This window comes from Pectobacterium aroidearum, from assembly GCF_041228105.1.
Taxonomy (GTDB): Bacteria; Pseudomonadota; Gammaproteobacteria; order Enterobacterales; family Enterobacteriaceae; genus Pectobacterium; species Pectobacterium aroidearum.
On sequence record NZ_CP166097.1, the window covers coordinates 5,066,805 to 5,080,096 of the forward strand.

Genomic DNA, 13,292 nt, shown 5'->3' on the forward strand with positions numbered 1-13,292 from the left:
TTTCATTCCTGATGGCGCTTATCGTTAGGCAGCGGGGCTCGTGGGGAAACTGCCGTCACCGTCTCCCGGCTACGCAGAAAAATCCATCCGGTCATGCCCGCCAACATCGCCCCGGTCACCAGATCGATGAACAGATGCCGACGTAGTTGCAGGATGGAAAAGGCAATCGCCATCCCCCACAGCAGATACACACCGGTTTTCACCTTCTGCTGGTTATCGCTCATCGCCCAAACTGCCAGCACCGTTAGCGCAATATGCAGCGACGGCAGGCAATTCTGCGGTGAGTCGATACGCTGCAAAAGCTGTAGCAAACGAGTGGAAAAATCGTCCCCGACAGCCTGAGGATAAACCATCGTGGTCGGGAAAATCAGGTACACCGCGCCCGCGATTAACGCAGTGAGCTGCGTTGCCCGGCGTAACCCCGCCAGACGTGCTATCGGGCAGGATAAATAAGACAGCGGCACGATGATGAAAAAGGAGAGATACAGCCAGATAGCCGAGGGGCTAAAGGGAATCCATTCATCAATGAATGACGTCGGCAGCACCGTTCCCTGCCCCTGAAACTGCGCGCTCAGTTGATACACCACGCCGACCGATCCCCAGCCGAAGAGCAGCGCTTTCAGCCGTAATAGCATCGTGCTTTGAGGAAGTCGCATTATACGTCCCCCTTCAGGCGGGTAATCCGTCTGCGCTTTTGCGTCAATGCTGGCGCAATCTCACCGGCGATTAACTGCCACCGCAGACGCGACACCTCAATGCCCTGCAACGCAAACTGCTGCGCCAGACTGTCCCGACAGGCCTCCAGCTCCGGTAGGCTGCACGCGGCGGACAAACGCAGCGTCGTTTCCCCCTGCTGCACCAGCCGATAGTCGGCATGTAGCGGCAGCGCATTGGCAATAATCCGGCTACAGAGATCCGCAAACACGGTCTGAGGCTCACCGTGACTATCCGGCAGTCGCAGGCAGTCATCGCTGCGCCCTTCGATGCGGGCAATCGCCATCGTCACCCGGCCACACGCACAGGGTGTTTTTTGCTTCACCAATACATCGTCCAGCCGATAGCGCACAATCGGCTGCGTGCTGCGGGTGAAATCGGTAATGATGGGCGTAAAGCGTTCGTCATCCAGCCACTGCGGCTCAATGTGCACAAATTCCTCGTTGAGATGCAGCGTACCGTGTTCACAGGTCGATGCCAGAAAGCCTTCCGTCGCCTGATACACTTCCCCCACCTGCCCGAAAACCTGCTGGAGCAATTGTTTATCCTGCGGCTCCAGCACCTCGGCCACGGAAATCACCTTTTTGACAGACAGGCGCAGTTCACCGCGCTGCACCGCCAGCGCCAACTCGCGCAGCACCTGTGCAGGAGCAACGATAATCGACGGCGACCACGTTTCCAGCCGCGAAACATGTTCGGAAAACGGCGCAAACAGATCGTAAAACGACAGACTGAGCCAGCGGTTATCCACACTGTGGTACAGATTGTTATCCGCCCGCAGGAACAGCGCTACCCGCTCGCCAGCACGTAAGCCGTCCGGCAGCATTTTCGCCAACATGCCCCCCGCCCACACCTGCTGTTCACGCGGGCTAACGACAAACAGCCCACGCTGCCCGGAGGTGCCGGACGACAGCCCGACGCTGAACCCGTTCACATTCGGCGTGAAGTCACGATCCTCCTCACTGCGGCGCGCGCAGGCGAGCAGTTCATCCCGCTTAAGCCCCGCGGTGTTCATCCGATCGAATTCGGCCATCATCACGGCTTTATCCATCATCGGCCAGGAGGTAATCGGAAGCTGGCAGTACGGGCGGAAATAGGGACTACGCGCCAGCACCCGCCGTGCAAAGCGAGCAAGCTGGCGCTGTTGATGGTGTTCAAGCCCCTGACGAGTAGAAAAGGTGAGGCGTCTGGCACGGAAATAGTGCCAGAGGGTCATCAGCGGAATCATAGGTCGCCCTCATGGCACAGTCGAATCTCAACCTGTCCGTTCAGGTGCAACTGATGTAGCTGATCCAACGTGTGGTAATAGGCTTTTGGATCGTCCATCACCAGATTCGCCAAACGCGACGGCCCGCGGCCTTCGCGATAACTGTGCGGCGACCAGGCGGCATCGCTTGCCAGCAGCACCCAGCCATTTTCAGTCAGCACAAACGCGCCGAGGTGTCCGGCGGCATGACCGGGCAGTGGCACCAGCACGATCTCTTTATCGCTACCCGGCAGCGCATAACCTTGCGTAAAGGGTGCCAGCTCGGCTGGCAGATCGGTAAGCGGGAAGTTTTCGACAAACTGAAGCGCCTGCTCGAAATGCTCAGGGATCAGGGCAGGCACAAACGCCCGTTTCAGAGCGGCGAAACCGCGCAGATTCCGCGTCTGCTGCCATCCCAGTCCCGAACAGATAAACGGGACGTCGGGGAAATCCCGCAGCCCTGCAATATGGTCGCCATGAAAATGGGAAATAATCAGGCCGTCGATGTCCGCAGGCTGAATCCCCTGCCCATGTAGCTGGTGAATCAGCGTGTCTTTCGTCTCAAAATGCACCGGCGTCATTCTGCGGTACAGCTGGAACAGGCCGGATCGCGTGGCATCGGTAAAATGCTGCGCATAGCCGGTGTCCCACAACCAGCGCTTACCCTGACTCTCCAGCATCCAGACGCGTGCCGGAAAACGGCATACCTTCCACCCCGCGCCACGCAGCGCCATACAGCCTGGATGCAGGCAGTACCCGACTTCAAACGTTGAAATATTAGCCATGTCCGTCCGTGCTCCGCTGTGCAAGATGCGCTCTGAACCAGTCGCCGGTCAGCTCAATGCCCTGCTGAAGGGAGAAACGCGGCTGATACCCCAGTTCCTGTTTGGCTTTCTTCGCGCTGAGCGTCATATCAAAATTCACCGCTCCCGCACTGTAGCGCGTTAGCAGCGGCTCTTTCCGACTAAAGCACGAGAGCAGCTCCATACCACCTGCCACCGTGTGCAACAACGGATACGGCACCGCTTTGACGCGATAATGCATCCCCAATTGCCCTGCCAGCAGTTGCTCCAGCATATCGACAAGGCGTGCGGGCTCATGATTGGTGATGTTGTACACCGAACCAGACACTAACCCCGTTCGCTCGCTGGCAAGCGCCATCGCTTCCACAACGTTGCCGACAAACGTGAGATCCAGCAGCGCCTCACCACCGCGCGGAAGTCGCAACACGCCGCCGCCCACCGCGATCTGCTCCAGCACTCGCGGCAGAATCACGCGATCATGCGGACCAAACAGACCGCGCGGGCGCAGAATCACGTAGGTGGTTTGCGGGTAGCGTGACGTCAGCGCCTGAAGTCGCTCTTCCGCCAGAAATTTGGTCTGCGCATAGTGATTGGCAAAACGCGCCGCGCGGTAGCTTTCATCAATATTCAAGTGGTGCTGGTAATCGAAGTAAATCGCGGGCGTGGAGATGTGCACAAAACGCGGGATACCCAACTGCCCAGCGGCGTCGGCCAGGCGTGCCGTCACCTCGGTATTATTCTGATAAAAATCGCGATATTGCCCCCACGGCGATGATTTCGCGGCACAGTGCCAGACCACGTCACAGCCCGCCATCAGCGATCGAAACAGGTCTACCGAGGTTTCCACCAAATCGATACCGATGAACTGTGCGCCCTGAGCTTCAAGCTGTTTGCCTACCGTGCGATCGCGCCCGCACGCCAGCACCTGATGCCCAGCCTGAAGCAGCCAGTCCACCGCGTTACGCCCCAGCCCGCTGGTTGCACCCGTGACGAAGACTCTCATGGGATCAGAACCATCCCGCCCAGCGTCAACCCGGCAGCCGTGCCGACCAGCATGGCGGGCTCCCCCTCAGGCAGGCGTTGCGTCACGATGGCGTGATGCAGCGCCGTTGGAATTGAGGCCGCCACCTGATTACCGTGATAGCGGTAAATATCAATCAGTCTTTCCGTCGGGATCGCCAGTCGCTTACGCATGTGTTCCAGCGACAGGTGGCTGGCCTGATGCGGAACCACCACCGCCATCTGCTCAAGCGTGAAACCACTCGCCTCCAGCAGCCGTTGCAGATAGCCCTCAATCAGTGCAGAAGCCTGCCTGAACAGCCGTTTTCCCTGCATATGGAACAGAAAGTCATGCAATTCCATCCCTGCACGCGGGTTACGCAAGGTGCCGCCTGCGCGGATTTGGCACAGTTCATTGCCCTTCGGATACGTTTCCAGCAGACATGCAGCAATACCGCTGTGGCCATCACCGCGTTCGACAATCGCGCACGCGGCACCATCACCAAAAATCAGCGACGATTCTTCGTCATCCCAATCAATACCGCGCGACGCAAGTTCGGTAGACACAATGGCAATGCGTCGATAAGCGCCGGTATTTAACAGCCCAGCGGCCACCTGAAGCGCGGAAATAAAGCTGACGCAGCTGCTGTTAATATCAAAACAGGCTGTCCCTTTCGGCAAAGACGACGCTTTTAATACATGGCTGGCGCTATAAGGCAGCGCCTGAATGGGAATCGCAGAAGCAAACAGCAGCAGGTCAATGGAAGCCGGAGAAATAACGCCCCGCGTCAGCGCATCATTTAATGCCGCGACACCGAGTTCGGCCTGGCTGGCATGATTGTCCGCATGGTGGCGATAGAGAATACCGGAACGGCTTTCGACATAACCAGCAGGTTTATTGAGCCGCACATCTAATTCAGCCGAGGTCACCCGCTGCGCAGGAAGCGCACTGCCGGTAGAAATAATCTTTAGTGGAACCAATCCCTTAGTGAATGCGTGACGTTGCATCTTCAATATCAATCCTTTCCAGATTTATTATCGTTTTACCTGCGTACGATAAGGCTATCGTGCGTAGTATTTATTCATTCTTCTGCTAAGAATAACGAAATCACCACGAATTGAAATCTTAAGCTGTGCGGTAACACTATTCCATCCCGATACTTTTTCGCTATTCTCTGTGCATTCACGATGCTTAATTAAGCCAGAAGTTATACTTATGTCATTGTTTATCAAATCGGTTATTGGCGCGTTGATCGTATTGCTCATCAGCGTACTGGCGAAAAGTCGAAACTATTATATTGCCGGGTTGGTGCCGCTATTTCCCACATTCGCGCTGATTGCCCATTATATCGTTGGCACCGAGCGCGGGCTGGAGGCGCTACGCGCCACCATCCTGTTTGGCATTTGGTCCGTTATTCCTTATCTGGTTTATCTCATCTCACTTTATTACTTTACCGCGTGGATGAAGTTGCCACAGGCGCTGCTCGCCGCGGTCGTGTGCTGGAGTGTGTCAGCGGCACTGCTGATCAAGGTCTGGACGTGGTATCAGGGGAATTAAGTGTAAAAACAGCGAGCAGGCAAAGAAGGGCCGGCATCAGGCGATAAACGAGAACAGCCTGATGGCCGGAAATCTATATGAAACGGCTTCCTATGGTGGCTGAGTGGTTCCTGAACTGAGCAGCTCAAGACTCCAAGTCTGTATCTTGCCGATCGGCTGACTGTCGTAGTGTCACAATGCAGACTATGGCAGTCAGGATCGAGAGTACGGCCAGCACGCCAAAGATGCTGTGGAAAGCTGATGTGTAAGCGCGATGAGCAAGTTCAATGACAGCCCCGTCCATCGCGCCGCCGCTACCGATAAAAGTACCGTGCCCACCGCTGGCTCCGATCTGGCTGGCAATCGCCGTAGCACCTTCCGGTAGCGAAATCGCCCCTACCTCTGCTGCCGTACGTAAATTCGCCGCCGTTAAGCCAACTAATACGGCACCGATGGCCGCAATGGCGATAGCTTCTCCTGCTACGCGCATGGTGGTGAAGATGCCGGCGGCCATCCCTGCGCGTGCCTTGGGAACCACGCTCACCGATAAAGCATCCATCAACCCCCACGGCAGACCATTGCCGATGCCGACCAGCAGCATGGGAATCGCCATTGACCATAGGCTTCCATCAGGCGACAAGCGCATCAACAGCCAAGCACCGAGCGCGGAGAGAAGGAAGCCGATCCCCGACAGTAGGCCGGGCGAGACACGCTGGGCCATCCGTCCGGCCAGCAACGGCACCACCAGCATCGGCGCAGTCAGCGGCAGGATCGCCAGACCAGCCGTGAACGCATCCCGCCCCTGGATGGCGATGAACCAGATCGGCACATAAACGATCAGGGCGATGAAGCTGAAACCCGTTGCCACTGGCAGCAGTTGCACCCCAATGAAGCGCGGATAGCGGAAAAGGGACAGCTCCAGCATGGGACACGGACGCCGCAGTTCCACGGTGACGAAGACACCAAGCAGCAGGACAGCACCACCCAGCAACAGCAACACGCGCAGGCTCACCCAGCCATCTTGCGGCCCCCGCACGATGCCGAACGTCAACGACACCAGCGCGGCCGTGAACAGTACGGTGCCCAGCCAGTCAATACCTTGCGCCTCCGGGTCACGGGACTCTCTGATCCGCCGTGTCCCCAAGAGCAGGATCAAGAACGCAATCAACGCGATGGCGAAGTAGAGCGAACGCCAACCCAAATGCTCGATCAGGAATCCCGAGGCCATTGGCCCGAACGCAAGACCGACGCCAAATGCGGTACCAAGAAAGCTGAAAGCCTGAGTACGTTCTGCGCCCTCGAACTCCTGTGCCAGCAACGAAGTGGCCGAAGTCAGCACCAGAGCACCGCCGACACCTTCGGCGGCGCGCAGCAGGTTGAGCAGCAGCAAGTTCGGGGTCAGGCCGATCAGTAACGACGTGATGACGAAGATCCAGAGTCCCACGACGAAGCATCGCTTGCGGCCGATCTGGTCACCGATGGCACCCGCCGCCATGACGCAACCGCCGAATGCGATAGCGTAGGCGTTGACGATCCAGCTCAAGGTGGACTGGTCTCCGCCCAGGTCGCGCCCGACCGCTGGCGTAGAAATCGCCGGGCCAGTGAATACCAAAGGGATGATGATCGCGGAGACGCAGATCGCCGCAAGTACCTTGTATCGGTCGTCAACCGCGACCGCCGAACGTGTCTTCTCCATAACAACTCCGATGCGCCCTCCGTCCGCGCCGGATGCGCATAAAATCGAGGGCTTGACGATTGTTCTATAGGTTAATTAATTCATCAGAAATTGATAATATGGCTTTATCGCAAATGAATGATGCAAATAATGCAAAGATGAACGGCACCGAATTCGAACAGATCGCGGCTTTCCTGGCCGCCGTCGAGCATGGCGGATTCACCGCCGCGGGTCAGGCGTTAGGACGCGATGGCTCCATTCTCTCGCGGCGCGTCACGGCATTGGAAAAGCGTCTGGGAGTACGGCTCATGGAGCGCACCACGCGACGGCTGGCATTGACGGAAGCGGGTGAAGCCTTCCACCAGCGCATGCGTGGTGCCTTGAATGTTTTGCAGGCGATCGAGCAGGACACCACAGCGGCAGCGGCCAGCGTTCGCGGCACGCTGCGCATCGCCTTGCCTGCGACCTTTGGCCGAATGTGGATCGCACCGATTCTTCCGGCGTTCCTGGCTGCCTATCCTGATCTGGTCGTGGAAACCGCTTTTGAGGATCGCTATGTCGATTTGGTGGCAGAGTCTTTCGATGTGGCCATCCGCATCGGAACATTGACCGACAGCAGGCTGGTAGCACGTCGGCTCGCGCCATCGCGGCGTATGCTCTGCGCATCGCCCACGTATTTGCAAGCACGCGGTATGCCTTCCCGGCCTGCCGATCTTGGCCAGCACGCTTGCCTGGGATTCTCTCGTCTGGCCTCGCATCCCCTTTGGCACCTGCGCGATGGTGACAAAACGGCAGCGATTCGGATCACAGGCCCGCTGGTCACGGACGATGCGCAAAGCCTCGTACAAGCCGCCGTTTCCGGTGTCGGCATTGCGATGGTGTCCGACTGGCTGGCTGGCCCGGAACTGTGCAGCGGTCGGCTGGTGCCAGTGCTGCCCGACCATCCCGTGGAGAACAGCGAGACGATCTATCTGGTGCATCCATCCGCACGATTAGTTCCTGCTAAGACACGGGCGTTTGGCGACTGGATTGCATCGGAGCTTAACGCAACGCCATGGCTAAACCACAAATCAGCTGACTGACGGTTATCTGGACCACCCAGGCACCTCACCCGCACGCAGCAAGGTGGTCAGATACTCGGCAATGTGGGCCAGATTTATCCAGATCCAGCCATTCGACCTGCTACCGGGCTGGAGTCATGCTGAAACAAAAAATTTCCGATATACGCTATCACTCTCGCAATAATGCGAGGATATCTCCCTTAGGGGCTTTCGCTTCTTCCAGCCGCTCTATTTCACTCGCAATATTAACAACGGCGAGATGTGCATATGCTCCAGCCATGCAGCTCACCTTTAGCGTAGTAATAACAGACTTATTAATAAGTGACTTACGAAAATATGCAGGAAATAAGCGTTGTGCCGTTGAACACAGTCGGCCTGAAAAATGATTCATGCAGGCTTAATAAAAAATCGTGGTAATTATTTGATAGATAAATATTATTTCAATACAAAAATAGCGTAATCATATTACCAGTAGAACTAAGTACTTTTATTCTGTTTGGCAAAATCTGTGAACAATGCCAGAGATAAAGAGGATACCTATAGCATCAGTGCTACAGCATCAAACATACTGATTGACCTGGCAAGAAAGGACACCTCCATCATCTTACGAAAGCGCATATAACGATGACATCCCTTTTCTCGCCGATAGCGCCGTCAGCAGGATAAGATCATGATAAAAACGACGTACCCCGGCACGGTTCATCGCCCCATTCTTTCCGAACAGGAAGCGAGTCGCTTCACGCTACTGCACTATTTTACTCCGCACCGCACTGATACTGACGTCTGGCTTCCCACGCCCATTGCGGTCGAACTGGCTACACCGTGGGTTGTCGGGCCACAGATCGGTATAGATGGCGCAACACACACTCATGTTCAACAGGCGATAAACGCCGCGTTGCGGGCACCGCAGGGTCAGTCGCACATTACGATTAAATTGCTACCAGGCACCTATACCGGCACGGTCTACATCCCCGCCGATGCGCCACCGCTGACGTTATTTGGAGCGGGAGAACAACCGAATGACGTGGTGATTCAACTCGCGCTTGATTCGATGTTTTCACCTACAACCTACCGGGAAGCGGTGAATCCTCACGGTGAATATCAGCCCGGCGATCCCGCCTGGTATATGTACGATCTCTGTGCGTCAAAGCAGAACGCAACGATTGATACCATTTGTGCCGCCGTGGTCTGGTCGCAAAGCGACAATTTCCAGATGAAGAACCTGACGGTGGTGAATACCTTGCTGGATTCGGTAGATAGCCGCGCGCATCAGGCCGTCGCGCTGCGCACCGACGGCGATAAGGTGCAGCTTGAAAAGGTCCGCCTCATCGGCCGTCAGGATACGTTTTTCGTCAATACCAGCAACCTTCGCAACGAGTACGTCACGGATCGCTACAGCCGCGCCTACATTAAAGACAGCTACATCGAGGGGGATGTCGACTACGTTTTTGGGCGGGCAACCGCAGTATTCGAGCATGTCCACTTTCATACGGTTTCCAGCCGTGGAGCGAAAGATATCCATGTCTTTGCGCCTGACAGCATGCCGTGGGTTCAATATGGTTTTCTGGCAACGCAGTGCCGCTTTACGGGTGACGAAGGCTTCAGCGGGGTAAGAAAGGCCAGATTAGGCCGCGCCTGGGATCAGGGTGCAAGGCAAACGGGATATCAGCCGGGTCAGACGGCAAATGGCCAGTTAGTGATTCGCGACAGCACGATTGACGCCAGCTATGACAGAGAACAGCCGTGGGGAGCGGCCGCAACCACTGCGCGTCCTTTCTCGGGTAATGCGGATTCAACCCGCAATCTCGACGATGTACATTTCAACCGGCTGTGGGAATACAACAATATCAACGAAGCATGAGAGAGCGCGAAGGCGAGCACAACATGAAGAAAAATGTTGCAGGTGCAGAAATCAGATTAATCTTTCTAATGTGATGGAGCATGAGATAGCTCAGTAAAGCGTCACGGCTGTAGATAAAAAAAATCGCCGATTTTTATGATGTTATTGATGAAGTCGACTGAATTAACATTCCCTGATGTTAGCCAATCATCAACAGAATTTAAATGCATATGAATTATGTTAATTACGTCTGCAGACTTATCTTATAATTGTACGTTTTTTCACTCACCCATAACAATTAGACTTAGGTACAGGTGTAGGTATATACTTTTCTATTACAAGGATGTTGATTCTTCAGACTGAGGTCATGAGATGTCGCCATTATTCACCGATAGCGAAATAATAAGCAGGGTAATTAAAAAGCATTTCAACAAAAACCTGGATCGCTACGACGGCATAAAATTCTCTTTTATGGTTCTCAATAAGAAGAACCCTTCTCAAATGATCATCATTTCCAGTTATCCCGATGAATGGGTTAACCTCTATAAAGAAAACAAATACCAGCATATCGACCCTGTTGTTCTTGCTTCATTTAATAAGATATCGCCTTTCTCTTGGGAGAAAAGTCTCGTTATTAACACCCGATTGCAACTGGCCAAGATATTTGATCTCTCTAAAAAATATAATATTATTAACGGATATACTTTTGTGCTTCACGATCATGGTGACAATTTGGCTATGTTATCTATTATCGTAGACAGTTCATATCCAGATAATGTTGAAAAATTCATTGAAGAGAAGAAAGACACCTTTCAGATGCTGTTAATTGATGCATATGAAAAAATCATCTCTCTTTGCAGAGAGATGATTGAAAGTAAGAAACAATTAAATAATAAAGAAATGTTCTCTCAACGAGAAAATGAAATTCTTTACTGGGCCAGTATGGGTAAAACCTATCTGGAAGTTGCGATTATTCTCGGCATAAAAACCAGTACGGTAAAATTTCATATCGGCAACGTTGTGAAAAAACTTGGTGTCCTGAATGCCAAGCATGCCATCAGGCTCGGCGTTGAATTACAACTCATTAAGCCTGTACAATAGCGGCAGGCACTCGTAGAGGCCACTGCTTCAGTTCGTTGCCCATGAATGTTCCACTGCGGTTAATACGACGCGCCAATGCTTCCTGATTCTCATCATCAACGGGAAGGAAAACTAAATACACTCTTTCCTGCTTTTCTGATAAACCTTGCTCGACAACGCGGATTCCCCAGCCAGAACGTTTTAATATCGTTAGCATAGGGTGACTCACTATCGTATATATTCCATCATAACCTTTATCCCTTGAGTAATTAATCATTGAAAGAAACAGCATAGAACTAATTGGATATTCATTGCCGAGGATATCTTTTGCTCGTGATTTATCCACAAAGAACCGACTAGATTCCAGATAATTCCCTTCAGGGATATTGATCTCCTTGAAGTAAGGGAAAAATGTCCCGGTAATCATGTTAGGGTATTTTGTTTCGATAAATCTCAGACTACAAATAACCGTGTTATCTTTTATGCCAAAAAGATAAGTCGTATTATTATTATCATACTGATCGAATTCCATTCCATCAGTACAATTCACAGCCCAATTCAGTCGATCTTTAAACGTCTCTTTTCTGAGGGTAAATAGCTCTTCTGATTTCGTTTCTGACAGCAAGGCGTGATTTACATCAAATATCTCTAACATTTTTCCTCCATTGAAAAGTTAATACATAACCCCAAAAACGATACCCCATCTCATAGATCCTTCGCCTTCAGACTATTACCCTGGCTGATTATTTATAGGTATTTTGTCCCTTTCCACGGCGGTTGTACAGATGCAACCTGCATTGTCAGCAAGAGTTCATACATGAAAAAACGCCGCGAGAAAACCAAACATAAATATATGATAAACAGATAAAAAAAATCCGGAAACGCGAGACGATTCCGGATCCTTATATTACTCAATCTGCACGTTACTTCTCTGTTTTATCCTGCAGTTGGCCTACCTGTGGCAGACCCGTGCTAGCGGAGGAAGAGAGCAAGCCCGTTTCAACATAATTAAACAGTTTTTCACGCGTATCCGTGATATCCAGATTGCGCATGGTCAGCTGACCGATACGGTCATCCGGCGAAAAGACCGAGTCGCCTTTCTCCATGGTCAGACGCTCTGGTTTGTAGGTCAGATTGTCAGACACGGTATTCATGATGGAGTAATCATTGCCACGACGCAGTTCCAGCGTTACTTCGCCAGTGATGGCGCTGGCGATCCAACGCTGAGAAGCATCACGCAGCATCAGCGCCTGAGAATCAAACCAGCGACCCTGATACAGGAAGCGACCCAGTTGACGACCATTGGCGTGGTATTGCTCGATGGTGTCTTCGTTGTGGATACCAGTAACCAGACGCTCATAGGCAATGTGCAACAGCGCCATTCCCGGGGCTTCATAGATGCCACGGCTTTTCGCTTCAATGATACGGTTTTCGATCTGATCGCTCATCCCCAGACCGTGGCGTCCACCGATACGGTTCGCTTCCAGCATCAGTTCGACATCATCAGCAAAGGTCTTGCCGTTCAGCGCGACCGGATGACCACGCTCAAAGCGAATGGTTACTTCTTCTGCCGGAACTTTGACATTCTCATCCCAGAACTTCACGCCCATAATCGGGTTAACGATTTTGACGCTGGAATTCAGGAATTCCAGATCCTTCGCTTCGTGCGTCGCACCCAGAATGTTGGAGTCGGTAGAATAGGCTTTCTCGGCAGACATTTTATAGCCGAACCCTGCCTGCGACATGAACTCGGACATCTCCTGACGGCCACCCAGTTCATCAATGAAATCGGTATCCAGCCACGGTTTATAAATCTTCAGTTCAGCATTGGTCAGCAGGCCGTAGCGATAGAAACGCTCAATATCGTTGCCTTTATAGGTGCTGCCGTCACCCCAGATGTTCACGCCATCTTCTTTCATCGCAGCAACCAGCATCGTACCGGTAACGGCACGGCCCAGCGGCGTAGTGTTGAAATAGGTCACGCCTGCCGTCGTGTTGTGGAATGCGCCACATTGAATCGCAGCGATACCTTCAGCAACCAGTTGCTTACGGCAATCGATAAGGCGGGCATTTTCTGCACCATATTCCATAGCCCGACGAGGGATTTCCTCGTAGTCATCCTCATCTGGCTGCCCCAGATTTGCGGTATACGCATAAGGAACCGCGCCCTTTTGACGCATCCAAAGCAGCGCGGCGCTGGTATCCAGACCACCCGAGAACGCAATACCAATACGCTGACCAACCGGAAGATGCTTGAGAATCGTTGTCATAAATATATCCCTGCTCGAAAGATCTATGGATAGAAGCCTCGCAGCCCACACCATTATGTTACGCCAT

12 protein-coding genes are annotated in these 13,292 nt (G+C 53.2%); 4 read left to right on the top strand and 8 right to left on the bottom strand.

Annotation, left to right across the window (positions count from 1 at the left end; genetic code table 11):
• Positions 1-2: 2 nt before the first annotated feature.
• From AB8809_RS22895 to AB8809_RS22915, 5 genes are read right to left on the bottom strand one after another with little or no spacing between them, the layout of a single operon-like run.
• Positions 3-656, bottom strand: coding sequence for a phosphatase PAP2 family protein (locus tag AB8809_RS22895; RefSeq protein WP_349856869.1), 654 nt, complete (start codon positions 654-656; stop codon positions 3-5).
• Positions 656-1,942, bottom strand: coding sequence for a F390 synthetase-related protein (locus tag AB8809_RS22900; protein WP_349856870.1), 1,287 nt, complete (start codon positions 1,940-1,942; stop codon positions 656-658). Before AB8809_RS22900 ends, AB8809_RS22895 begins: the two co-directional genes overlap by 1 nt.
• A complete protein-coding gene (locus AB8809_RS22905; protein ID WP_349856871.1) occupies positions 1,939-2,745 on the bottom strand; it encodes an MBL fold metallo-hydrolase in 807 nt (268 codons plus the stop codon). The genes AB8809_RS22900 and AB8809_RS22905 overlap by 4 nt, the downstream gene beginning before the upstream one ends.
• Positions 2,738-3,766: an NAD(P)-dependent oxidoreductase gene (locus tag AB8809_RS22910; RefSeq protein ID WP_349856872.1), complete on the bottom strand. Its 1,029-nt coding sequence runs from the start codon at positions 3,764-3,766 to the stop codon at positions 2,738-2,740. The genes AB8809_RS22905 and AB8809_RS22910 overlap by 8 nt, the downstream gene beginning before the upstream one ends.
• The gene (locus tag AB8809_RS22915; RefSeq protein ID WP_349856873.1) at positions 3,763-4,770 is read right to left on the bottom strand and encodes a 3-oxoacyl-[acyl-carrier-protein] synthase III C-terminal domain-containing protein; all 1,008 of its coding nucleotides are present in this window, start codon (positions 4,768-4,770) and stop codon (positions 3,763-3,765) included. The genes AB8809_RS22910 and AB8809_RS22915 overlap by 4 nt, the downstream gene beginning before the upstream one ends.
• Before the next feature lie 208 nt (positions 4,771-4,978).
• Between AB8809_RS22915 and AB8809_RS22920 the strand changes: the two genes are divergently transcribed.
• On the top strand, positions 4,979-5,320 hold the full coding sequence (locus AB8809_RS22920) for a GlpM family protein (RefSeq protein WP_015842229.1): 342 nt from the start codon (positions 4,979-4,981) through the stop codon (positions 5,318-5,320).
• A 124-nt stretch (positions 5,321-5,444) separates the two neighbouring features.
• On the opposite strand, the gene AB8809_RS22925 is transcribed toward AB8809_RS22920, so the two are convergent.
• Positions 5,445-6,995, bottom strand: coding sequence for an MFS transporter (locus tag AB8809_RS22925; protein WP_349856875.1), 1,551 nt, complete (start codon positions 6,993-6,995; stop codon positions 5,445-5,447).
• Between the two features lie 98 nt (positions 6,996-7,093).
• Between AB8809_RS22925 and AB8809_RS22930 the strand changes: the two genes are divergently transcribed.
• The 3 genes from AB8809_RS22930 to AB8809_RS22940 all read left to right on the top strand — a co-directional run bounded on the left by AB8809_RS22930 (position 7,094) and on the right by AB8809_RS22940 (position 10,976).
• Positions 7,094-8,056, top strand: coding sequence for a LysR family transcriptional regulator (locus AB8809_RS22930; RefSeq protein ID WP_349856876.1), 963 nt, complete (start codon positions 7,094-7,096; stop codon positions 8,054-8,056).
• Positions 8,057-8,705: 649 nt separating this feature from the next.
• Positions 8,706-9,896: a pectinesterase PemB gene (gene pemB / locus AB8809_RS22935; RefSeq protein ID WP_349856878.1), complete on the top strand. Its 1,191-nt coding sequence runs from the start codon at positions 8,706-8,708 to the stop codon at positions 9,894-9,896.
• A 351-nt stretch (positions 9,897-10,247) separates the two neighbouring features.
• Positions 10,248-10,976, top strand: coding sequence for a LuxR family transcriptional regulator (locus AB8809_RS22940; protein WP_015842233.1), 729 nt, complete (start codon positions 10,248-10,250; stop codon positions 10,974-10,976).
• On the opposite strand, the gene carI is transcribed toward AB8809_RS22940, so the two are convergent.
• Entirely contained in the window at positions 10,960-11,610 is a 651-nt protein-coding gene (carI, locus tag AB8809_RS22945; protein ID WP_015842234.1) for an acyl-homoserine-lactone synthase CarI, read from the bottom strand. The genes AB8809_RS22940 and carI overlap by 17 nt on opposite strands.
• A 268-nt stretch (positions 11,611-11,878) precedes the next feature.
• Entirely contained in the window at positions 11,879-13,225 is a 1,347-nt protein-coding gene (gene argG, locus AB8809_RS22950; RefSeq protein ID WP_015842235.1) for an argininosuccinate synthase, read from the bottom strand.
• Between the last annotated feature and the right edge of the window lie 67 nt (positions 13,226-13,292).